This is a genomic window from Aureisphaera galaxeae (assembly GCF_028561275.1).
Classification (GTDB): domain Bacteria; phylum Bacteroidota; class Bacteroidia; order Flavobacteriales; family Flavobacteriaceae; genus Aureisphaera; species Aureisphaera galaxeae.
Map to the genome: position 1 here is coordinate 1,076,985 of NZ_JAQQTF010000002.1, position 24,283 is coordinate 1,101,267.

Here is a 24,283-nt window from a genome sequence, read left to right on the forward strand (position 1 = left end):
GAGTGTTAACCGTTTTGGCAGGGAGGCTATCATATTAGTACATTTGACCCATGAATGCATTGCAGTACAAAGGAATACTTTACTTCATCACCTCGGTGATCGTGGCTACTTTTTGTATTCAGGTGTATTGGAATTATAAAAATTATACTTCCAGCAAGCAACAACTCATTAACGACGTACAGACCAGTCTGGATAACTCGATTGACCAGTATTTCACTGGACTGGCTGTCGAGAATTCTTTCGAATTCATCGGGTTGGAACCGCCTTTTCACGATTTAATTAAGCGCGATTCAAACCCCAATGTACATATTAAAGGAGGCAAAACATTTGTTTTACGCGACACTAGCCACATTAAAATAGACACGCTTCAGTACAAGGATACACTGGGCGGATCTATAACCATATTAAAAACCAACTGGGACGATAGTTTAAAAATGGATATCGAGTATGGAGCGCAATGGGACTCCATTAAATTAAACCCAGCGATAAGGGAAACTTTTACGGCAACGCTCGATGTGAATTCCGTTTCGGCTCTTTCCAATAAGATCATGGTTTCATTTTCTGAAGAGAGCCTATCACTTCCCAAAATAGACAGCTTGTTTTTGGAAGAACTGGACCGAAAGAACATTTCCATGGACTATGGTCTTACTTATAAAAACATTTTTGGAAAGCAGGACACCTTGCGATCTGTGGAAGTGGAAAAGGCAAGCCTTTCTACCTTATCCCAATCGCCTTATTTCCTTCACAATGATGATCTACAAGCCCATTTTTCGAACATCACCTTAGCGGTATTGAAGAAGAATACCTTCGGTTTGCTACTATCCTTTATGTTGATGGCTGCTGTGATAGGATGTTTGTTGTACTTGTTGAAAATCATTCAGCAACAAAAGCAATTGGCCGAAGTGAAGAATGATCTTATTGGTAATATTACCCATGAGTTTAAAACTCCTATTGCTACCATTGGCGTGGCGATGGAAGCCATTCAGAATTTCTCTTCCGAAGAGGATAGGGAAAAGAATCTGCGATACGCCAAAATATCGAGCGAACAAGTGGACAAACTGAATGTCATGGTCGAAAAGCTTTTGGAGACCGCCACTTTAGATAGTGAAAAGCTGGAGTTGAATCCCGAACCCTCCAATTTGGTGGAGTTGCTTCGGAAGGCATCCCAAAAAGAATTGTTTTCTAACGTTCCCAAAGAGATTACCTTTCAGTCCAACGAAGACACGATTATACACGCCGTGGATGCCTTTCACTTCGAAAATGCCATTAATAACATTATCGATAATGCCATAAAATATGGTGGGGATCGCATTCAGGTTTCCATAGAAAAAGGAAAGGGTGCCATAGAAATCATCATAAGTGACAGCGGCAACTCCCTAACCGAAGCCCATAAAAAGCAGCTCTTTGAAAAATTCTATCGGGTACCCAAGGGAAATACCCATGATGTAAAGGGCTTTGGTATTGGACTCTATTATACCAAGACCATTATCGAGAAACACGGCGGAACCATTCAATTGCAGATTAAGCCCAATACCGCCTTTAAAATAAGCTTGCCACATGGATAGCATCGCCAAAATATTACTGGCCGAAGACGAACCTGCTTTAGGACAGATTGTAAAGGAAAGTCTGGAAACCAAAGGGTTTCAAGTATTACTTTGCAAGGACGGACAGGAAGCTCTGGATGTGTACTACAAGGCAAAACCACAGCTTTTGGTGTTGGATGTTATGATGCCCAAAAAGGACGGATTTACTTTGGCCAAGGAGATACGCATGCAGGATGAAAACATCCCGATTATTTTCCTCACGGCCAAGTCGCAAACCCAGGATGTGGTAGAAGGGTTTACCTTGGGAGGAAATGATTATTTAAAAAAGCCTTTTAGCATGGAGGAGTTGATCGTTCGCATCAAAAATCTGCTCAACCACCGAAAGGACAATGCTCCATCCCAAATGAACATTGGGGACTATACCTTCGGATTCCGACAGCAAACCCTTGCCTATAAGGATGAGGAGCCTGTAAAACTCACGCATCGAGAAGCTCACTTATTGTATCATTTGAACAATAACAAGAATCAGGTGTTGGACCGCTCCATCATCCTCAAAAAATTGTGGGGTGACGACGACTTCTTCAATGCGAGAAGTATGGATGTTTTCATTACCAAGCTCCGAAAGAAGCTGAAAAAAGACGACAGCATTCAGATCGTGAACGTACGTGGATTCGGATACAAACTCATTTGTTAGAACGCTGCTTTAAACAACCCCACAAAAGGGGTGGTTGTTCCCTCAAAATCGTAACTTTTTAATGTACGATTTTGGGGGGAATTTCCGTTTTACCCCCAACGCTTCAATGCAAGAAGTATGGATGTTTTCATTACCAAGCTCCGAAAGAAGCTGAAAAAAGACGACAGCATTCAGATCGTGAACGTACGTGGATTCGGATACAAACTCATTTGTTAGAACGCTGCTTTAAACAACCCCACAAAAGGGGTGGTTGTCCCATCAAAATCGTAACTTTTTTAATGTACGATTTTGGGGAAACTTTCCGTTTTATCCACAAACCTTCAATCCTATAAGCTGGTATGTCTTCAAAGCTGTCGATTAGAAACACATTTGTTAATCTTGGCTGGGTTTTTGTATCTTGTTCGAGTATGAAATGGCTCCTACTATTCCTATGCTGCTATGTTCCCCTTCAGGCACAACAATTGACTCTGAAGACTTCCGAACCGATTGAAATGGATCAATTCATTGGCGTAGACTCCTACCAACACACCTATTACATAAAGGAAGGAGTCTTGCATAAAAAAGGGAGCTTGGGCGAATTTGTTTTTCAGGATTACCAATTGGGCCCCATTGCTCATGTCGATATCATCAACCCACTCAATGTAGTCGTTTTTTATGCCGAAGTAAATACGGTGGTCTTTTTAGACAATCGTCTTAACGAAACGGAACGGGTAAACTTTAACACCCTTAGCAATTTCATTAATGTAGGCGCGGCTACCAATGCTGGGAACAATCGTTTATGGCTGTTTAATACAGATACACAACAACTGCAGTTGTTCGATTATAGAACCCAACGGGAAACCGTATTCTCGCAACCCTATGAGGGAATTCCAAAGGCAGTGGTCAGCAATTTTAACGATTGCTATTTATTAACGGAGGATCGCATTTGGCAGGTAAACATCTACGGAAGTCTTCTTTCGGAAAAGGCATTGGAGGGCTACGAAAAGTTGGTTCGCAATGGGGATAGCCTTATTGGCCTCAAGGAAAACCAGCTGTACTGGATTACACAAGAAGCGGTTAGTCCATTGGAATTTCAATTGGCCGAAAACCAAATAAAAGACTTGCAGTTAACGAAGGAATTCCTTTATATTTATGACGGAAAACTCCTCTACAGCTTGACACTAACTCAACCAAAGAAGTAAGCTTTATGCACGTTGCAATCGCAGGAAATATTGGCTCCGGCAAGACCACTCTCACACGCTTATTAGCCAAACATTACAAATGGAAAGCACATTTTGAAGATGTAGAAGACAATCCTTATTTGGATGACTTTTACAATCAGATGGAACGCTGGTCTTTTAACTTACAGATCTACTTTCTTAACAGTCGTTTTCGTCAAATCATGGAGATTCGGAAAAGTGGTAAAAAAGTAATTCAGGATCGAACCATTTATGAAGACGCTTACATATTTGCGCCCAACCTTCATGCTATGGGCCTTATGACCAATAGGGACTACGAAAACTATCGTTCCCTTTTCGATCTTATGGAAAGTGTAACCGAAGGGCCTGATCTTCTTATTTATTTACGAAGTACCATTCCCAATCTAGTGAACCAAATTCACAAAAGGGGACGGGATTATGAAAACTCCATCAGTATCGATTACCTAAGTCGATTGAATGAACGCTACGAAGCTTGGATTCACGATTATGATAAGGGTAATTTGTTGATTATTGATGTTGACAACCTCAACTTTGTAGACAACCCCGAAGACCTCGGAGAAGTAATTAATAAGATCGATGCAGAATTGCACGGGCTTTTCTAGCACAGAATACATTAAAAATTAGGCAAAAAAAAACCGAGCACTTAGGCTCGGTTTTTTTTTTATGTAAGAGAAATTATTGCGTAATTTCTTCTTCTACTTCTTTAATCACTTCTTTTCCTTTTGAAGCGACAAGTTCTTTCAAGGCCTCGATCTGCTCTTTCACTTCTTCTTCAGTTCCTTTGAAAGTTTTGGTTTCGGTAGATTCTACACCGTTTGTGGTGGTTGTAATGGTTACATCTCCTACGGTGAGTCCGTCTTCTTCAGAAAGTTCAACTTTGATCTCCTTCTGAACTTTGGCGGTTTCCTTCACACCTTCAGCAGTGATTTCCATTTTGGTTCCTTCTTCCGTTACCATAGAAACCTCATCACTTCCATGACCTCCGAGAATAGGAGCAATTACCAAACCTACCAAACAAGTAAGCTTAATTAAAATGTTCATAGAAGGACCAGAAGTATCCTTAAATGGATCTCCAACCGTATCTCCTGTTACAGCAGCTTTGTGTGCATCACTTCCTTTGTAAGTCATTTCACCGTTGATTTCAACACCTGCTTCAAAAGACTTCTTGGCGTTGTCCCAAGCACCACCGGCATTGTTTTGGAAAATAGCCCACATTACACCACTTACACATACACCTGCCATATATCCTCCTAGTGGCTCTGCCCCGAATACCAATCCAATGATGATTGGAGTTACGATGGTAATTAATCCAGGTAAGATCATTTCCCTAAGGGCGGCTTTTGTAGAAATATCTACACACTTGGCATATTCTGGAGTTCCAGTTCCTTCCATAATTCCAGGAATTTCCTTGAACTGACGACGTACTTCCTGCACCATTTCCATAGCTGCTTTACCTACACTCTTCATAGCCATCGCAGAGAATACTACTGGGATCATCCCTCCAACGAATAGCATCGCCAATACATCGGCTCTAAAGATGTTAATTCCGTCAATTCCTGTAAAGGTTACATAAGCAGCAAAAAGCGCCAAAGCTGTTAAGGCAGCAGAAGCAATCGCAAATCCTTTTCCAACCGCAGCAGTTGTATTTCCTACGGAATCCAAAATATCGGTACGCTCACGTACGTGAGGCTCTAATTCACTCATTTCGGCAACACCTCCTGCGTTGTCAGCAATAGGACCAAAAGCATCGATCGCTAACTGCATCGCAGTAGTCGCCATCATTGCGGAGGCAGCCAATGCCACTCCGTAGAATCCAGCTAGTTCGTAAGAACCGTAAATCGCAGCAGCAAACAATACTACAGACAAGAAAGTAGACTTCATCCCTACTGCCAATCCAGCGATGATATTGGTAGCAGCTCCTGTAGAAGAGTTTTGCACGATATCCAATACTGGTTTTTTCCCTAGACTCGTGTAGTAAGCGGTTACCATAGAAATGAAAGCTCCTACCGCCAATCCGATACATGCAGCGAAGAATACGTTAATAGAAGCCACCTCACGGGCACCTTCTCCAAAGAAATTCATTGTCATGCTCGCTGGCAACATCCAGTCGATCAAGAAATAACTAGCAACCAAGGTTAGGACAATAGCTGTCCAGTTACCCAAGTCCAAGGCTTTTTGTACTTGCGCTTCTTTTGCATCGTTACTAGATATTTTCACTAGGAAAGTTCCGATGATAGAAGCCAAAATACCTACCCCAGCAATGACTACTGGTAATAGGATGGGGCCCATATTATTAAATGCATCGGTAAACTGAGCTCCCGCAGACATGTCACGGATTACATAGTTACCCAATACCATAGCTGCCAAAACGGTCGCTACATACGAACCAAATAAGTCGGCACCCATTCCCGCTACATCACCTACATTGTCCCCTACGTTATCTGCAATCGTTGCAGGGTTACGAGGATCATCTTCTGGAATACCAGCTTCAACTTTTCCTACCAAGTCAGCACCTACGTCGGCCGCTTTGGTGTAAATTCCACCACCCACACGGGCAAATAATGCGATACTTTCTGCACCCAAAGAGAATCCAGCAAGTGCTTCCAATACCACAGTCATATTGTTATAAAAACTTCCTTCGCCTCCCATGAACTGGCCTACGAAGAACAAGAAGAACAAACTCAATCCAAGTACTGCCAATCCGGCAACACCCAGACCCATTACGGTACCTCCGCCGAAGGAAACCTTCAATGCCTGAGGCAAACTGGTTTTAGCAGCCTCTGCAGTTCTTGCGTTGGCTTCGGTAGCGATTCGCATCCCAATATTTCCTGCCAAGGCAGAGAAAATAGCACCAAAAATGAAGGCCGGTACGATCATCCAACTGGTAGTGTCTACCATTACAGATACCACGTACAATAGTACAGCAGCGATGATAGCGAAAATAAGAAGCAATCTATATTCTGCATTCAAGAAGGCCAAAGCTCCCTCTTTAATGGCTTTAGAAATACCCTGCATCTTTTCGTTACCAGCAGCTTGTTTCTTTACCCAGCTCATTTTAACCAGCATGAACAACAAGCCCAATACGGAAAGTGCGATAGGTACGTAAATAATGTTTTGTTCCATTATAAGTTATTTAGTTATAAATCTATTTGAATTTTGCGGGGCAAAAGTATGAAAATAGCGGAAAACAAAAAAGCAATAACACCTAGGTTATTGCTTTACAAACTATTAGTTAAACGACATTAGCGTATGCTCACATCGGTTACAGGAACATTACTCGCTCTAAACCGATCGATACATTTGGCTACAATTTCCTTGGCTTTACTTACATCGCCCCAGCCACCAACATCTACCTTCTTCTCTTCCAAGTCTTTATACACTTGAAAGAAATGCTCGATCTCCTTAATGAGGTGTGGGTTGAGTTCAGAAAGGTCCTTAACACGACTTGCAATAGGATCACTCACAGGAACACAGATCACTTTTTCATCGGGACCTTTTTCATCGGTCATATGGAACACCCCAATGGGGGCTACCTCGATCACACATCCTGGAAAGGTAGGTTCGGTTACCAATACCAAAACATCCAACGGATCCCCATCCAATGCCAAAGTTTCTGGAACAAAACCATAATCGGCGGGATACATCATGGAAGAAAATATCATTCGGTCGTAACGAATCTTCTTCAGTTTAAAATCGTATTCATATTTATTTCGGCTTCCCTTCGGAATTTCCACCAATACATCGAAAGTGGTTACTTGATCTGCAGTCATATATCTTTTCAATTAAATTTTTCAATAAAAAACACCCCTTAAAAAGGGGTGCAAAAATACGAAAATAGTATGGGTTTTTCGTTGTAATTCGACTTTATTAAACCGTTAATAAATAAATTCCATTCTTCTGAAAGTCATATATTTACTCCACAACCAACTTAACGTTACTAGTGCCCAGCTCGGTAGTAACCACTACAAAGTAGACACCGCTATGCAATTCGGAAATATTGAAGGTCGAAGAACTGGGGTTTTGAAATTGGAGAACGGTCTGTCCTAACAAGTTCACAAACGCTATCTGTTCAATATTCGATCGAGAAGAAACCTCAAGCTGTCCCTGCGCAGGGTTGGGAGCTATGGAAAAGCTATTCTGTGCATTTTCTGAAACCGATAAAATCTCAGGATTCTGAATCGCTGCCCAGGCCATTTGGGTTCCAGATTCACTCGGTATCAGATTCCCAAGAAGTGTAGTGAATCCGTTCCCTAGATCTACCGTACGAACTTCCCCTTCAAATATCCCTGCATTATAGCATACCATATACATGGTTCCAGAACTATCGTCCCATTCTAAATCCTGTCCAAAATTAGCATCGAAACCAATAGGCCCCAATAAGGTGGCTGCTCCCGTAGACGTATCGATACTGTAAAAATTATCGTCAACAACATCATAACTGTACATATCCCCTGAACTGGTAATCGCAATAGAAATGGCACCCTGCATTCCTGTATCTCCAACCAACGTATAACTCATGCTTCCTACGTCTATCGTAGAAAGACTGGAGGTACCGCTGAAATCAGAAGAAATTCCGTACAAAGTTCTTGTGGCAGGATCAAACTCCAATCCATTCCAATCCTGTCCGGGTGGCGGACTAATGGTTCCCATGGAGGTATAGGTCCCTGTAGTGATGTCTATACTATTAAACTCTCCAGTGGATAAAGTAAGCACATATCCCATCGTCAAGTTACTGGGGTCGATATCTCCCGAGGATTCAAAATCGGCTGTGACTAAAGACGGCCCTATGGTATTGAATACTGTCAGATCGGTGGGATCAAAGCTCCCGAATTCGGCAGCATTATTGCGTGGCCCATAAATAAGGGCCCCACCGCCTTCTTGGGTGTCTTGTGAAGCATTGGTTTGCAAGTACTCCCTTAACATGGACTGTTCTTCCTGCGTAAAATAATGGGAAGGCGACTTTCCATTAGTCTCTAGGTTGGTATAGCGGGTTAATAAATCTTCTGAAATAGATTGGGCATTGATAAAGACACAACCCAATAGACAAAAGGCTGAAAAAAGTAGAAATCGTTTCATATCTTACTGGTTTTTAGTTACATAAATGTATCGAAAAAACCGTAAAATGTGAGCACAAAAAATTAAAAAGAAAATCCGAAAGCTCCCGTTACCCCGAATTTACGGGCATCGGGATTGTCTAAATAATTCCCTCGAAAGTTGAAATCGATCCTAAAAATCCTGAAAATATTACCTACCCCAACACTCCATTCCCAGTAAATCTCATCCGAAGGCGCCAATACATTGGGAAGCAGTGGACGGCCATCGGCAATGGATTCGAAAGCAGGGCGACTTAGATCAATGTTCTCTTGGGAAAGCTCCCCATACACCGCCCTAAATCCAATGATTTCACGTAAGTTGAGCTTACGCAACAACGGAACCCTAGAGAAGATGCGCCCTCCAAAATTGTGTTGTAGATGAAAGGAAGCATAGGTATCGCTCACGAATTCATAGAAATCCAGATTCGTGAACGTATTGTAAATACTGAATAGTGTCTGATTCCCAGGAATAGGACTCAATAAACTCAATGGCACTGGATCGAACGTCTTTCCTAGCTCAATGGTCGTGTACATCCTACCCAGTCCTCCAATATTCCAAGGTTGTGTATAAAGTCCTTGAAGTCGGGAATATTCGAAGTCACCTCCCAAAATCCCTTTCAATCCATAGGTATACCCAAAATAAATACTGGCAAAATCGCCATCATTCACAATGACCCTTTCCACTCCATAACCAGAGGTTTTTCGTTTCGGTGTATAGAAAAAACCTAGTTCCACTTCGGGTTGCTGAACTTCATTCTGAATGTTTCCATCGGAATCGAAATAATCGATTTTAAAGGTATCTGTAGCCGATTGGAGGGTACGGTACGATCCTGTAAGTCGGACATTGAAGTTTTTAGCGGGTTCTAGGGAAAATCCAACGGTACTCAGATTAATTCTTGTGAGTCGGTCGTTGGCCCCAACAGAAATAAGAGAAGAAGAAGCTAAATTTCGCCCCAACACATCATTACTCACCGTGAGACTGGCCCCGGTTTGCTCTACATCCTTTCGGTTACCACCGTAAACAGTAAGTCGTGATTTCCGATCGAGCAACCATTTCCCAGAAACCCCATATTTGAAACGCTGATCCCTGAAACCATAAGCTCCGAAAACTTCCAATCGCCAAGGGTCATTCTGTCCAAAATAGGTCCTTCCTCCCAAACGGATACGCATTCCTTCAGCCTCATTAAATCCAAACACAGAAAAAACGGGACCAATATCCAGATTACCTACCTGATAATATCCACTGGCCAAGGTGGCACCTATATTATATAAAGTCTTGAACCGAGGGACTGTTTTTAGGGTATCCAGCATTTCGTACACACCCTTTTCATCTTTACTCAGCTCTTCCATACGGCGTTCTTCCCAAAACTCGTCCGGTCGGTTGTAAATCTCTTCGTTATAAGGATCTACCTGTTCACCATAGAAGCTCTTTTCCTTGGGAATATCGAATACGTAATTATCGTATAAGGTGGTACGCTTCCCATAAATTCCTTGTGCCTTCTCTTTCTTCCGAAGGGAGAAATCACTCAAGAAATAATCACGGGTAATGAGGAAAATGGAGTCGTTGAGCACATCGAACTCCTGTTCAATGTACACTTCCCGCACCCAGTTAAGATTAGCGCTTTTGGAAGCCTGTAAATTGATTTCCTTAATGGCCCAAGTCGTATCATTTACCCAAAAATCCCCTTTAAAAGTAAGTTCGTTCTTTCTCCGTGGATAATAAACAATATTGTAGCACCATTTGTTATCGCGATAGGCACTATCCAATAATACATAATTGTATACATCGATCCCTGTTCGGGACAATGGACTCGTAAAGGCCTTATCGAAAAACTTCAGGTAATTATCGTAAACATCGTACTCTTTATACAGGTCCTTCACAAAGGCGATCAGTGTCTGATTGTTACTAAACCCAGAGTTCTTATTCCCTTCTAAAATCTCCTTTTCCTGTTTCATCACATTATCTCCGTACACTTTAGAGATAGCCTCATTCACAAAAATGGGTAGGTAGGAGTTTCCGGTGATATTGGAAGTATCAATCTGTTCCCAGATGAATTCCATTCCCTTAAAAACCTTACTTTTTATTAAGGAAGAATCGATGGTATTGAGATCGAACTCCAACTTCTCGTATTTATCGAAACTGTATTGTTTGAATTTCTTTACACCATTTTCTCGGCGATTTTCCCAGATTTTTCGAAGAATGGTAATGGCAGGATTGTCCTTTTTCGAAGTTTTTCCGCTAAAGACCACCACCTCATCTAACTTGGCAGCTTCTTCCTTAAGCACAATTTCCATTTCATATGTGATCCTCTTTTCTAGAGGGACCACTTTTAATTCGTAACCCACGAAGGATACCCAAAGTGCATCCTGATTATCTTCACTTTCCAAGTAAAATCGACCATTCTCATTCGTAATGGTTCCTTCGTTTGTATCCTTGAAAATAACATTAGCAAAGGCTACAGGGTCACCGTACTCATCCTTTACTTCCCCGCTCACTTTGGTTTGTGAGAGCATTACTGAGGTTAAAATGAGGGAAAAGAAGAGTAGTGTTTGCTTCATAGCAAGTATAAAGGTGACAGATTTGGAAACGGAAATATCCTAAAAAAAGTGTGATTATTATTTATATAACACTTTTTTAACAGCCTTGATCACATCGTTACTATTGGGCAACCATTCTGCCAGTAAAGCAGGTGAATAGGGAGCTGGGGTATCTGCCGTATTGATCTTCTCGATCGGAGCATCCAAATAATCGAATGCTTGATTCTGTACCTGATAGGTGATTTCGGTAGCTACGTTTCCAAAAGGCCAAGCTTCTTCCAAAATAACCAAACGGTTGGTCTTCTTCACACTATCCAAAATGGCTTTGTGATCCATAGGACGTACGGTACGCAAATCGATGATTTCACACTCAATCCCTTCCTTGGCCAACTCATCGGCTGCTTTGTAAGCTTCCTTAATGATTTTTCCAAAGGAAACGATGGTTACATCTTTCCCTTCACGTTTAATATCGGCCACTCCAATAGGAATGAGGTACTCACCTTCTGGCACTTCCCCTTTATCTCCGTACATCTGCTCACTTTCCATGAAAATCACAGGGTCGTCATCGCGAATGGCACTTTTTAGAAGTCCTTTGGCATCTGCCGGATTACTAGGTACTATTACCTTAAGTCCAGGACAGTTGGCATACCAACTTTCGAAGGCTTGGGAGTGTGTCGCTGCCAATTGACCCGCAGAAGCCGTAGGTCCACGGAAAACAATGGGACAATTGAATTGTCCCCCGCTCATCTGACGGATTTTTGCAGCGTTGTTTATGATTTGGTCGATACCCACCAAAGAGAAGTTGAAGGTCATGAATTCTACAATAGGGCGATTACCGTTCATGGCAGACCCTGTAGCAATCCCTGCGAAGCCCAATTCGGAAATAGGGGTGTCTATAACACGCTTAGGACCAAACTCGTCCAACATTCCCTTACTGGCTTTGTATGCACCATTGTATTCGGCAACTTCCTCCCCCATTAGGTAGATGGATTCGTCCCTGCGCATTTCTTCGCTCATCGCCTCACAAACAGCTTCTCTAAATTGTATCGTTTTCATAATTGTTCTGAAATCTAGTTTTTCGGGAAAACAAAAATAATACTATTTCTTATTCTGGTGTAAATAAATTACGAAATGGCGCATTCTTGCGAACGAAAACGTTTCAGATCATAAAAAACCGTCAAAACATACGCTTTGACGGTTCTCATTATGAAACAAATATGGATTAGAATGAAAACCTAACTACTAGGTTAGAATCCATCCCCTTATTTAAAGTAACACTGCCGATGTCTTGTTTAAATTCGTCGCCCTGTTCATTAGTAAATGTAGTGCTGCCAAATTCTGCCAATTGCAAATTCAATCCCAAACCAATACTTTCAGAAAATTGCAAGTTCAGACCTGTATGGATTCCCACGGTAAAACTTGTGAGATCGTCTTTCCGACCTTGGTTTTCGATATTCCCCATACCATATTGAGCGGACACTCCCTGTACCCAATTAAGACACGGTAATATGGGAGTCCTATTCTCGGCAATAACACCTCCGTAGAGCATAGTTTGGGTTACCTGTCCATCTTGGGTCTCTGCTCCCATATACCCAGCTTCTACCCCGCCAAATATTCTATTACCACCCCCTATGGATCCAAAATCGCGCATGTACTGTACAGCAACGTCGTAACTTGTATCTTCAAAATTATTGATAAGGGCAATCCCGGCCGAAACCCCAAAGGTGTTTTTAGGCATTTCGTAATTACAACAATAGGCTTCTCCCTCTTGATCATCATAGTATCCCTGATCTTTATTTTCCTTATCAGAATCATCACCTTCCTTATCGGAATCCTCACCTCCTCTATTCCCTTCACTTCCAGAACCGGAACCTCCTTCTCCATCTTTGGGCGCATCATCCCCTTCCTTCTTTCCGCAACATTTGTATTTAAAGATTCGAAGTTTGGACGGCTGGGATCGATTAAAATTGAGTTTCCGCATATTCTCATCCTTAATGGCCGATTCCACTTCGCAAGTAAACTCCATATCCCCACTTTTGAACTCCTTGAAATTCTCCTCATTTTCACAATTACACGCCAACCGTACATTATGAAGTTTGAATTCCCATATTATTTTATTTCGAAACATATCGACACTTTTCAATCGTGCCGAAATCCCGAAATATGCCTTGCAATTTTTGGTAATATCAAATTCCCGCAGCGTGGTCAAGATTTTTGCCAAACGTATTCGCTTGTAATCCTCAAAAAGGTTTTGCAAAATAAAAGGCTCATGTTTATCATCACTTAGGGTACCATTCTTCGAAAATTTTTCAATAAAGTCGTCAGCGTCTTTGGACTTCTTGATTAAATCCAAAATCTTAGCTTTTTTAGGATACTTAGAACCCGGGTAGCGAGAAAAGTCTACACCTTTGAAGAGTTCTTTATCATCGGATGCGTACTGAACCGCACTAAAAAAGATAACGGACTGAAAGGCCTCCGTGGAGGCTTCCTTAAAGATCCCCTCGGGTAATTTGAACTTTCTAAGCTTTGCCAAAAGATCGTCATGGCATAACAATTGTTCTTTGGCCTCCACATCTATAAAACCTCCCCAATTAATGGTTTCGAACATTTTATAGAAGGACGCCATACTGGCTTCAAGATCTTCTTTTGCCTGAGCGTGTGTCGAATAGGACTGTAGCAGCATGAGCAGCGTTAGCCCAAGGGTAACTATCATTTTCATGGTGAATCATTTTTAGGTTACAGATCACTAATCTATACCTTCCATGAAAGCGAAATGGGACTAGTGAGGCGTTGCTGCTCCTCATCCAGTAAATGGACGTTTTTTAGGGGTGGTTGAAAAGCAAAGAGGAAATTACCCTATAAGTTGATAGAGTATTTTCTTCTTACTACTGGCCACGGGAACGGAAGAATTGTCCTTTAAGATTACGGCATCTCCCGATTTATGTAGTGCTTTGATTTTGGAAAGATTGATTAAATAGGAATGGTGGCATCTAAAGAATTGAAATGGCGCCAACTGATCTTCAAATGTCTTCAATGATTTGGAAACCAATATTTTTCGATCAGTGCAAAAAAAGTGTGTGTAGTTATTGTCGGCTTGGGCGTACAGAATCTCATCCATTTCCACCACATGGATCAGATCGTGGTTCTTCAACACAATCCGTTTTGGTTTTTCTTGGGCTTCCATATTATGGAGTAGCACTTCCAATTGTTTATGATAATTTTCTTGATGAAGTATATTCAATGTTCTTTGAATTTGAACCACTAATTCTTCTTCAGCATAGGGTTTCAACAAATAACTCAACGCACTAAATTGAAAGGCTTCGATGGCATACTCTGAATGCGAGGTTGTGAAAATAATTTTTGAAGTCAATTGTGGAAACTCCCTTAAAATTTCGAAAACCAGACCGTCTCCCAAATGTATGTCGGCAAGGATAAAATCTGGAGTAGACAATGCCAACATATTCTTGGCTTCGGCTGCATTAAAGGCAAAGGAAACCGAAGTGATGCTGGGAAAGTGCTGCTGTAAAACATGGGCAACGCGTTCCCTTTCCTTAGGATTGTCCTCTATGACTAAACAAGAATATTCCATTTATGCTTTTTTATATTTCACCGGAAATTCCAGGGTAACCAAGGTGCCTTTCCCACTACTGCTTTTTATGTTCTTTTTTATGGTAAACCGATGTAATTTTTGGTACGTCGCTATACGCTGATCTATGATAGAAGTCCCCATAGAAGTATGCAATTCATTCCCGGAATGCCCGGATAAAGACGAGAATCCTTTACCATTATCCTGAATGGTGACACACAACACTTCCCCATTCAGAGCATAGTGAACAGAAATATTTCCCCCATCCATTCCCTTAATCCCATGAAGCACGGCATTTTCCACAAAAGGTTGGGTTAGCATGGGTGGAATCACCATAAATCGAACGTCTATCTCTTCGGCTACCTCAACATCATACATAAATGTGGTTTCATGCATCAATTGTTGTGTCTCCAAAAATTTTGAAATCAAATTCACATCTTCCTTAACACTCACAAATTCCCTTGTCGAGCTTTGAAGAATGTTGCGCATGAGCGCACTATAGGACAACAGGTTTTGGGAGGCCACCTCTTTGGTCTGGGAGTCCAGGTTCAGATTGATTTCATTAAGCGCATTAAACATGAAATGAGGGTTCATCTGGGTTTGCAACAACTTAAAATTAAGCTGAGTATAGTTCAATTCCTGTTTCGTACGATAACTTCTGTAACCAAAAAATCCGATAGCCAACAGAAGCAAACTCCCTCCAAGTACTGCGAAAAGGGTAGTTCTTTGTTGAGTAATTTTAGATGCATTTAAGGCGTTTTCGGCGCTTAAGGTTTTAATTTGTTCAGCCTGCAATTCCGTTTCAAATTGAGCCATGACGGTAGCAATCGATTTTTCGCGTTCCCGAACGTCTATTGAGTCTTTTAATCGCGTATAATCTTCCAAAGCATTCAAGGCCTTTTCTGCATTCCCTTGCTTTGCATAGACCGACTTCATTCCTTGGTGTATTTCCAACCGCAATGTATCGCTTGCTTTGGGCAATGCCTTTTGGTATAATTCCAATGCTTTTTGAAATCTGTTCTGATGCGCATAGATATTGGCGATTGAAGTCCAAGTATTCGAGGTGGTCGAAGAAAAATCTATTTTCTCCCGAATGACCAATTCCTTTTCGGCATATTCCAGAGCCTTGGGAAAGTTCTTGACCCTGAAGTACTCTTTTCGAAGATCCGAATAAGCCGTTGCCAAAAGAAGATCATTGTTTTGACGCTGAGCAATTTTGACAATATCCAATCCGAGTTCGATGACTTTCTCCACAGAAACGGGACGGTTATCCTGCCCTGTGATGAGTTCCTTATGTTTTTCGACGAGTTCGGTATTTGTCGAATACTTCATCGACTTATCGTAAAAATCGGAAGCCATTAGCGTATCGCCCAATTTTGTATACGTAAGCCCAAGTGCCAAATAGGTAAGGGAAATGGTTCGTTGATCCTCCGCTTTCTGCGCTGTTTTAAGCGCTTTTATATAATTGACCAAGGCACTATCGGGCACCCATTTCAATTTATAGACATGACCTATATGTTGATAGGTACGCCCCAACAAACTCAAATCGATTTCGTCTTTGTTTTCTAGGTTTGGGGTAAGTAACTCGAGAATGTCTTCGTAATTATCCTTTCGCAACAACAACCAAGAGGTTTGTAGGGCATGTTCCGCAAATAAATTTGGATCTTTTTGTTTTAAAATATGGGGTTTTATTTGTTCTAGCAAAAGCTCCGCAGAATCCATCTTCGTTTTGCGAAGGGATAATGATTTTTCCAACACTGCATTCAACTCCTCAACACCCATAATAGAATCGGTGATTTGAGCTTGCCCTAAAAAACCTAAAAACAGGGCCATTAGCATGGAAACAAATCGGAACATCGGGGAATTAGTTAGTTGACTGTAATTTACGAAAAATCCCGTTATTATTGATTTTGTGGGATAATGGAGACAAATGGAAACTGCTCTAAAAAAAGATATAAAATTTATTATGCATGCATAGGAAAATTCATATTATAGTTGTATCTTCGTCAACCGAAAAAATACAATCAACATTACATAAATTCCGATATGAAAATATTAGTCTGTATAAGCCACGTACCGGACACGACTTCTAAGATCAATTTCACCGACGGAGACACAAAATTCGACACTAATGGAGTGCAATTTGTGATCAATCCTAACGATGAATTTGGACTTACCCGTGCCATGTGGTTCAAAGAAAAACAAGGAGCCAGTGTGCACGTAGCCAATGTGGGAGGACCTGAAACCGAACCTACCTTACGTAAGGCTTTGGCTATTGGTGCCGATGAAGCCATTCGCGTAAACACTGTTGCTACCGATGGATATTCTGTTGCTAAGCAATTGGCGAACGTTGTAAAAGAAGGAGGATATGACCTTGTAATTGGAGGTCGCGAATCTATCGACTACAACGGCGGAATGGTTCCTGGGATGATTGCAAAGCTTACCGGTGCTAACTTCGTTAACACCTGTATTGGTTTGGAGGTAGACGGATCTACTGCGACCGCAGTGCGTGAAATTGACGGCGGGAAAGAAACCCTTAAAACCGAACTTCCTTTGGTCATCGGAGGGCAAAAAGGATTAGTTGAAGAGAGTGACCTACGTATTCCTAACATGCGTGGAATTATGCAGGCCAGAAGCAAGCCCCTTCATGTAAAAGAGCCTATCGATGCGGCTGCCGAAACACAGACAGCTTCCTTCGAGAAGCCAGCACCTAAGGGAGCTGTGAAGTTGGTAGACAACGTAGACGAACTTGTTAATTTATTACACAACGAAGCAAAAGTGATTTAAGATATGTCTGTACTAGTATATGCCGAATCCGAAAACGGAAAATTCAAAAAAATAGCCCACGAAGCTGTTTCTTATGCCAAAGGAATTGCAGATATGATGGGAACCCAAGTAACCGCAGTAACCATTAATGCTGGAGACACTTCCGAATTGGGAAATTACGGAGCTTCTAAAGTATTGGAAATTGCCAATGACGGCCTATCTTCTTTCGATGCCGAAGGATATGCCGATGCAGTAGCCCATGCAGCCAAAAATGAAGGTGCAGAAGTAGTTGTACTTACTTCCAGTGCCGACGGAAAATTTATGGCCCCTCTAGTAGCTGTAAATTTGGAAGCAGGTTATGTTCCTAATGTAACCGAATTGCCTTCCAGTACCGCTCCTTTCAAAGTAAAGCACAGTGTGTACACCAATAAGGCGTTTTCCCATACCGAAATCAATACCGCTACCAAAGTGGTTGGACTTGCTAAAAATGCTTACGGAGTTAAAGAAAATGCGACCAGCGCTGCTTCGGAAAGTTTTGCTCCTTCTATAAACAAAGGAAACGTAGAAGTGGTTTCTGTTGACAAGGCAACCGACAAGGTGACCATTGCCGATGCAGAAATTGTGGTTTCTGGAGGACGCGGACTAAAAGGGCCCGAAAACTGGGGATTGATCGAAGATTTAGCACAAACCCTAGGAGCCGCTACCGCTTGTTCTAAACCTGTGAGTGATATGGGATGGAGACCACACAGTGAGCACGTAGGACAAACCGGTAAACCTGTAGCTTCTACCTTATATATAGCTATCGGAATTAGCGGTGCGATCCAGCACTTGGCAGGAATCAACTCTTCTAAAGTAAAAGTGGTAATCAACAACGATCCAGAAGCACCTTTCTTTAAAGCTGCGGACTACGGAATCGTTGGAGATGCCTTTGAAGTGGTTCCTCAACTCACCGAAAAATTAAAAGCTTTTAAAGCTCAAAACGCATAATTTTTTAGTATTTTGTGCCTTGAAAAAGGGCTGTTTAAATAGGTAAAACCCTTGTTTAAACAGCCTTTTTACGTACCACTAAGCAATCTTTGGATGTATGAGCCTCATTAGACTTAATATAAAAGGTATTTCGTATAGCCAGACACAAAATGGAGCCTACGCCCTCATTCTTAGCGAAGAAGAAGGTGAAAGAAAGCTTCCTATTGTGATCGGTGCATTTGAAGCACAATCCATCGCTATTGCTTTGGAAAAGGAGATTAAACCTCCCAGACCCCTTACCCACGACCTTTTCAAAAACTTTTCAGATCGGTTCGAAATCGTCGTTAAGCAGGTCATTATTCACAAATTGGTAGATGGAGTTTTCTACTCCAGCATTATTTGCGAAAGGGATGGCATTGAAGAAATCATCGATGCCAGAACTAGTGACGCCATTGCATTGGCACTGCGGTTTAAAGCTCCTATCTTCACCTACAAAGCCATTCTGGACCAAGCAGGGATCTATCTTAAAACACCTTCCAAAGACGAAAGCCAACTCTCCGAACGTGAGGAAGAGGTGATCGAAGGTCTTTTGTCTGAAGACGAAAAAGAACCGGTTCGTGTGGTTTCCGAAGATTTCACCAAATATTCCCTAAAAGAACTCAATCAGATGCTCGATGAAGCAGTCGCACAGGAAAACTACGAACGCGCTGCTGCCATTAGAGACGAGATATCCAAACGCCACTAATAGCCTGCCTATGCGCAAATCTATTTTTCTAAGCCTTTTCCTATTATTATCGGTAAGTCTATTTTCTCAAAATCTTGAAAAAACCTGGAATTTTTCAAGCATTAGCGATGCCCAAGGCAATTCACTTTTTTCCATTAATGAAGAAGCCGACCATTTTACCCTAGACAACGGAACGTTCTTTTATAGCTTGGAAGCTAAGGATAGTTTGAAAGCCTCAGGAGACTATATAATTCAGAATAACCTTTTGGTGTTGTTTTATAATCAACCAAAAGACACTATTCGCAGGTACCGCATTACGCAATCTACAGATAGTACACTTATTTTTACTGAGAATACTATTTCCTACGCCTTCACAACAAAACAGAAAAGAACTGGAGCTAGAGGAGATATAAAGGTAGGAGATTGGCAATTACACACCCATGAGGTGTACGAAGAATACCCAGATTCAATTCAACAGAAAGTCGAGTTCGAAAAAGGCAAGGAGTCGCTTTCACTCAATGAGGATGGATCCTATACCTCCTACCTAAACGGCGCTTTCACGGAAGGTTTCTGGTTACAAAACAACAACCTTATTGTTTTTAAACAGAAGACCCCCAATGCAATAGATGTGTACTACGAAATCGTAGACATTTCTAATGATGCCTTAAGTCTTAAAAAAGGAGATACTGTTTTCACTTTCATTAACGAAAGCCATTCGGATTACTTTGTAAGCGAGGTAACCGCTGATGAAATAATTGAAAGCAAAGGATTTAGCATCAATAGCATTTGGCGTGGTCTCTTGGGAATGCTTTCCCTCATATTCATCGCCTTCATTTTTAGTGCGAATAGAAAAGGAATTAATTGGAAAACCGTAGGAATTGGATTGGCATTTCAATTGGTCATTGCCATTGGGGTATTAAAAGTACCTTTTATACAAGGAATTTTTGAAGGAGTTGGAAAAGTATTCGTTAAGATTCTCGATTTCACCCGATCCGGAAGTGAGTTTCTTTTCAGCGGAGTAATGGATGTAAACTCCTATGGATTTATTTTCGCATTTCAGGTATTACCTACCATCCTATTTTTCTCGGCACTTACTTCTGTACTGTTCTATCTAGGGATTATACAAAAAATCGTAAAGGCCTTTGGATGGCTACTTTCCAAGCTTTTGAAAATTTCGGGAGCAGAAAGTTTGAGTGTTGCCGGAAATATTTTCCTAGGACAAACCGAAGCTCCTTTGTTAATCAAAGCCTATCTGGAAAAGATGAACAAATCTGAAATCCTTTTGGTGATGATTGGCGGGATGGCCACTGTAGCCGGAGCCGTACTTGCTGCCTATATTGGATTTCTAGGAGGTGACGATCCCGAGTTACGATTGGTATTTGCTAAACACTTATTGGCCGCTTCCGTTATGGCGGCACCCGGAGCTATTGTCATTTCAAAAATATTATATCCACAAACCGAAGAAATCAATACCGACGTACGCGTCTCTACCGATAAAATAGGAAGCAATCTGTTAGATGCTATCGCTAATGGCACTACAGAAGGTCTTAGACTGGCAGTAAACGTAGGAGCCATGCTATTGGTGTTCGTAGCGTTCATTGCCATGATTAATGGTATTTTGGGCTGGATTGGCGATGTTACCTCTTTAAACGAAACGATCGCGGCTGCTACATCCTATGGCGGCTTATCCCTAGAGTTTTTGTTAGGGCATATTTTCGCCCCTCTCATGTGGCTTATCGGTGTCCCTTCAGAAGATATGATGATGATGGGGCAATTATTGGGGATAAAACTGGTTGCCAGTGAGTTTGTCGGATACATTCAGCTAGCCGACTTAAAAAACCCAGCCAATGCCATTCACCTCAACTATCAAAAATCCGTGATCATGGCGACCTATATGCTATGTGGCTTTGCCAATTTTGCTTCCATCGGAATCCAAATTGGAGGAATTGGGTCGTTGGCACCTGGGCAGCGTAAATTGCTTTCCAAATTCGGGATGCGTGCGTTATTGGGAGGTTCTATTGCTTCCCTTATTTCCGCGACTATTGCTGGGATGATAATTGGTTAATAACTTTTCTAATAAAAGTCTTCTTTTTACGTTTTAGAAATCGGTGTAGTTTTCTACATTTATCCATCTAATTATTTGATTGAAGATGAAGCAATACCATGACCTTGTTACCCATGTGTTAGAACACGGAAATGAAAAGAGCGACCGTACGGGAACCGGCACCAAAAGTGTATTCGGCTACCAAATGCGTTTCGATCTCAGTGAAGGATTTCCAATGGTAACCACCAAAAAACTCCACTTAAAATCCATTGTTTATGAATTGCTATGGTTCCTGAAAGGAGATACCAACGTACAATACCTTCAGGAAAATGGGGTTCGTATTTGGAATGAGTGGGCCGATGAAAATGGAGATTTGGGGCCAGTCTATGGCCACCAATGGAGAAATTGGAACAGTGAGGAGATTGATCAGATAAAAGATGTTATCGAAACATTGAAAAATAATCCAGACAGTCGCCGTATGTTGGTAAGCGCTTGGAATCCTAGCGTAATGCCGGATACGAGCAAACCGTTTTCTGAAAATGTGGCTAACGGGAAAGCTGCTTTGCCTCCCTGCCATGCCTTCTTTCAGTTTTATGTAGCCGACGGCAAACTGTCCTGTCAGCTATACCAAAGAAGCGCCGATATTTTCTTGGGAGTACCCTTTAATATTGCTTCTTATGCCCTTTTCACCATGATGATGGCTCAAGTATGTGGATACGAAGCCGGGGACTTTATCCATACCTTTGGAGATGCCCATATTTACAGTAACCACATGGAACAATTGGAGTTACAATTATCTCGTGAACCTCGCCCCTTGCCAAAAATGTTGCTTAATCCAGAAGTAAAGGATATATTTGGCTTCACTTTTGATGACTTTAAACTTGTTGACTACAACCCACACCCTCACATAAAAGGAGTTGTAGCCGTTTAAACTAAAACCTAACTTATGAAAAAATTGCTTTTTATTGCCTGTCTTTTTGTGTCTACTATTGGCGTTTCCCAAGAATGGGGTTCGGTAAATAGAAATACCGTAACCATGAAGGAAGTAGCTCCTGTTTGGCCAGGTTGCGAATCGAAAAAAGGAGCGGGCATCAATGCTTGTTTTAAGCAAAAATTGGCCAATCATATTGCCAAAAACTTCAAGTACCCAGGAGAAGCGTATAAGCAGAACCAACAAGGTAGAGTGATTGTAGAATTCTACATCACCGAACAGGGAACCGTAGATATTAAAAAAGTTACCGGTGGAACCCTATTGCTTCAAGAAGAAGCCCGAAGAAACATTAACCTCATTCCTAAAATGAGTAAATCGGGAAGGCTTGCTGGTAAACCAAGAGCCATAAAATACACCGTACCCATTACCTTTAAGACGGGGAAATAGTACGAGACGATAACTGGAAGTGCCAATTTAAATTGGCACTTTTTTTGTGCCTTCTTGTAAAATGACCACCCAGATGAAAGCTGCATTTTTACTCACCTTTTCCCTATTACTATTGCATATTGGGCATGCGCAAGAAGCAAACAATAACAATAAGCCTACAATCGTGAAGGTTCCTTTTTCGACCGTCGAAATAAGCCCTGTTTATCCAGGGTGCAAGGGATCCACAAATGAAGCGATAAAAAAATGCACCCAGGAAAGCATCCGTTCCTTTTTACTGGCCCATTTCAATCAGGAACTACTCAAGCATCGAAACAAGAGATTGGGCATCCATTTTCTAATTACAAGCTCAGGGGCAATTACGGATATTTCCGCCACGATCCCACATAAATATCTGGAGGAAGAGATCATCCGAATCGTGTCTCTCCTACCGAATATGGAACCCGGGGAAAGAAGAGGCGAAAAAGTAGGTGTTTTATACGGTACAATTTTAGACTATTCCGAAAGGGAGAAGTCTTAACATCTCTTAAACAGGTACAGCGATAAGATTTCGTATCTTTAAAGAGTCGACTCCAATGTTGACACTTTTTTCATGATATCAACCCAAAACTTAGTTTCCCTTTTACTTGAAACACGTCAACGTACCGAGGTGCTTTGTAAGCCCTTGGAAATAGAAGATTACGTGGTGCAACCCATTATAGACGTATCCCCTCCCAAATGGCATTTAGGGCATACCACATGGTTTTTTGAAGAGTTTATCCTAACCCGTCACAAACCCAACTACAAGCTATTTCACGAGGATTTCGCATTTGTGTTCAACAGTTATTATGAAACCCTGGGAAAGCGCGTTATTCGAAGTGATCGCGGAAACCTATCCCGTCCCGGCGTAACCAAAGTATACGATTACAGGCATTATGTTACTAATGAATTGAAGGAGTTTCTTACCGACGGAATTCCCGAAGACTTGGAAGAAGTACTGCTCATTGGTATTCATCACGAAAAGCAGCACCAAGAGCTGTTGATGACTGACATAAAATACATTTTGGGGAACAACCCCTTGCTTCCAAAATATAATGACACATTTCTGGAACACGCACAGAAATCAGAATCGGCCGATTGGATTTCTATGGAAGAAGGCATATACGAGATAGGGCATGTAGGTTCGGACTTTTGCTATGACAATGAATTGGGAAGACATAAGGTGTACTTGCCCGATTACAAAATATGCACCAAAGAGGTCACCAATGCCGAATACGTCGAATTCATTGAAGAAGGCGGCTACCAAGACTTTAATCATTGGCATGCCGACGGTTGGGAATGGGTAAAGCTAGAGCAAATTACCCAACCCATGTATTGGCATAAAATTGACGGGGAATGGCATCATTACACCCTGCAGGGATTGCAAAAATTAGATCCAAATGCACCCGTTTGCCATGTCTCGTACTACGAAGCCTTTGCCTATGCCCAATGGAAAGGGTATCGCCTTCCAACAGAATTTGAATGGGAAGCCGCTCAAGCCCAATTTCCTTGGGGACAACGTTGGGAATGGACCGAAAGCGCCTATGTACCCTACCCGGGATATACCAAAGCACCCGGTGCCATTGGGGAATACAATGGAAAATTCATGGTGAACCAAAAAGTGCTTAGGGGGAGTTCGGTCGTAAGTCCGCCCAAACATATACGACCTACCTACCGAAACTTTTTTCAACCCAATCTTCGCTGGCAATATACCGGTATAAGATTGGCCAAATAAC

At 41.7% G+C, this 24,283-nt stretch carries 20 protein-coding genes and 1 pseudogene; 13 read left to right on the forward strand and 8 right to left on the reverse strand.

Going from position 1 to position 24,283, the window contains the following annotated elements; genetic code table 11:
* Window positions 1-50 precede the first annotated feature (50 nt).
* The 5 genes and pseudogenes from POV27_RS04615 to POV27_RS04635 all read left to right on the forward strand — a co-directional run bounded on the left by POV27_RS04615 (window position 51) and on the right by POV27_RS04635 (window position 4,039).
* Window positions 51-1,565 (forward strand): sensor histidine kinase, encoded by a 1,515-nt coding sequence (locus POV27_RS04615; RefSeq protein ID WP_272861552.1) that lies wholly within the window; start codon window positions 51-53, stop codon window positions 1,563-1,565.
* Window positions 1,558-2,238 (forward strand): response regulator transcription factor, encoded by a 681-nt coding sequence (locus tag POV27_RS04620; protein ID WP_272861553.1) that lies wholly within the window; start codon window positions 1,558-1,560, stop codon window positions 2,236-2,238. The genes POV27_RS04615 and POV27_RS04620 overlap by 8 nt, the downstream gene beginning before the upstream one ends.
* A gap of 102 nt (window positions 2,239-2,340) precedes the next feature.
* Window positions 2,341-2,454 (forward strand): annotated as a pseudogene (locus POV27_RS04625) (winged helix-turn-helix domain-containing protein); the annotation flags it as partial.
* 191 nt (window positions 2,455-2,645) lie between these two features.
* Entirely contained in the window at window positions 2,646-3,419 is a 774-nt protein-coding gene (locus POV27_RS04630; protein ID WP_272861554.1) for a hypothetical protein, read from the forward strand.
* 5 nt (window positions 3,420-3,424) lie between these two features.
* Window positions 3,425-4,039, forward strand: a complete 615-nt coding sequence (locus tag POV27_RS04635) for a deoxynucleoside kinase (RefSeq protein WP_272861555.1) — start codon at window positions 3,425-3,427, stop codon at window positions 4,037-4,039.
* A gap of 73 nt (window positions 4,040-4,112) precedes the next feature.
* Here the strand turns inward: POV27_RS04635 and POV27_RS04640 are convergent, their stop codons facing one another.
* The 8 genes from POV27_RS04640 to POV27_RS04675 form a co-directional block, all read right to left on the reverse strand.
* Window positions 4,113-6,560 (reverse strand): sodium-translocating pyrophosphatase, encoded by a 2,448-nt coding sequence (locus POV27_RS04640; protein ID WP_272861556.1) that lies wholly within the window; start codon window positions 6,558-6,560, stop codon window positions 4,113-4,115.
* Window positions 6,561-6,679: 119 nt separating this feature from the next.
* Entirely contained in the window at window positions 6,680-7,207 is a 528-nt protein-coding gene (locus tag POV27_RS04645) for an inorganic diphosphatase (RefSeq protein WP_272861557.1), read from the reverse strand.
* A gap of 142 nt (window positions 7,208-7,349) precedes the next feature.
* Complete coding sequence (locus POV27_RS04650) at window positions 7,350-8,513, reverse strand: T9SS type A sorting domain-containing protein (protein WP_272861558.1); 1,164 nt, start codon at window positions 8,511-8,513, stop codon at window positions 7,350-7,352.
* A gap of 62 nt (window positions 8,514-8,575) precedes the next feature.
* Window positions 8,576-11,089 carry a DUF5686 and carboxypeptidase-like regulatory domain-containing protein gene (locus POV27_RS04655; RefSeq protein ID WP_272861559.1) on the reverse strand — a complete coding sequence of 838 codons (2,514 nt, stop codon included), beginning with the start codon at window positions 11,087-11,089 and terminating at the stop codon, window positions 8,576-8,578.
* 57 nt (window positions 11,090-11,146) lie between these two features.
* Window positions 11,147-12,124 carry a pyruvate dehydrogenase complex E1 component subunit beta gene (locus POV27_RS04660; protein ID WP_272861560.1) on the reverse strand — a complete coding sequence of 326 codons (978 nt, stop codon included), beginning with the start codon at window positions 12,122-12,124 and terminating at the stop codon, window positions 11,147-11,149.
* A gap of 166 nt (window positions 12,125-12,290) precedes the next feature.
* Window positions 12,291-13,787, reverse strand: a complete 1,497-nt coding sequence (locus POV27_RS04665; RefSeq protein ID WP_272861561.1) for a hypothetical protein — start codon at window positions 13,785-13,787, stop codon at window positions 12,291-12,293.
* A 132-nt stretch (window positions 13,788-13,919) separates the two neighbouring features.
* Complete coding sequence (locus tag POV27_RS04670) at window positions 13,920-14,657, reverse strand: LytR/AlgR family response regulator transcription factor (protein WP_272861562.1); 738 nt, start codon at window positions 14,655-14,657, stop codon at window positions 13,920-13,922.
* On the reverse strand, window positions 14,658-16,511 hold the full coding sequence (locus POV27_RS04675) for a tetratricopeptide repeat-containing sensor histidine kinase (RefSeq protein ID WP_272861563.1): 1,854 nt from the start codon (window positions 16,509-16,511) through the stop codon (window positions 14,658-14,660).
* Window positions 16,512-16,700: 189 nt separating this feature from the next.
* Between POV27_RS04675 and POV27_RS04680 the strand changes: the two genes are divergently transcribed.
* The 8 genes from POV27_RS04680 to egtB all read left to right on the forward strand — a co-directional run bounded on the left by POV27_RS04680 (window position 16,701) and on the right by egtB (window position 24,282).
* A complete protein-coding gene (locus tag POV27_RS04680) occupies window positions 16,701-17,441 on the forward strand; it encodes an electron transfer flavoprotein subunit beta/FixA family protein (RefSeq protein ID WP_272861564.1) in 741 nt (246 codons plus the stop codon).
* Between the two features lie 3 nt (window positions 17,442-17,444).
* Window positions 17,445-18,407, forward strand: coding sequence for an electron transfer flavoprotein subunit alpha/FixB family protein (locus tag POV27_RS04685; protein WP_272861565.1), 963 nt, complete (start codon window positions 17,445-17,447; stop codon window positions 18,405-18,407).
* Window positions 18,408-18,504: 97 nt separating this feature from the next.
* Window positions 18,505-19,131, forward strand: coding sequence for a bifunctional nuclease family protein (locus POV27_RS04690; RefSeq protein WP_272861566.1), 627 nt, complete (start codon window positions 18,505-18,507; stop codon window positions 19,129-19,131).
* A gap of 10 nt (window positions 19,132-19,141) precedes the next feature.
* Entirely contained in the window at window positions 19,142-21,175 is a 2,034-nt protein-coding gene (locus POV27_RS04695; protein ID WP_336375830.1) for a NupC/NupG family nucleoside CNT transporter, read from the forward strand.
* A gap of 85 nt (window positions 21,176-21,260) precedes the next feature.
* Window positions 21,261-22,085, forward strand: coding sequence for a thymidylate synthase (locus POV27_RS04700; protein ID WP_272861567.1), 825 nt, complete (start codon window positions 21,261-21,263; stop codon window positions 22,083-22,085).
* 15 nt (window positions 22,086-22,100) lie between these two features.
* Window positions 22,101-22,532, forward strand: coding sequence for an energy transducer TonB (locus tag POV27_RS04705; RefSeq protein ID WP_272861568.1), 432 nt, complete (start codon window positions 22,101-22,103; stop codon window positions 22,530-22,532).
* Between the two features lie 73 nt (window positions 22,533-22,605).
* Window positions 22,606-23,049, forward strand: a complete 444-nt coding sequence (locus tag POV27_RS04710; RefSeq protein WP_272861569.1) for an energy transducer TonB — start codon at window positions 22,606-22,608, stop codon at window positions 23,047-23,049.
* Between the two features lie 72 nt (window positions 23,050-23,121).
* Window positions 23,122-24,282, forward strand: a complete 1,161-nt coding sequence (gene egtB, locus POV27_RS04715) for an ergothioneine biosynthesis protein EgtB (RefSeq protein ID WP_272861570.1) — start codon at window positions 23,122-23,124, stop codon at window positions 24,280-24,282.
* The last annotated feature ends 1 nt before the right edge of the window (window position 24,283 follow it).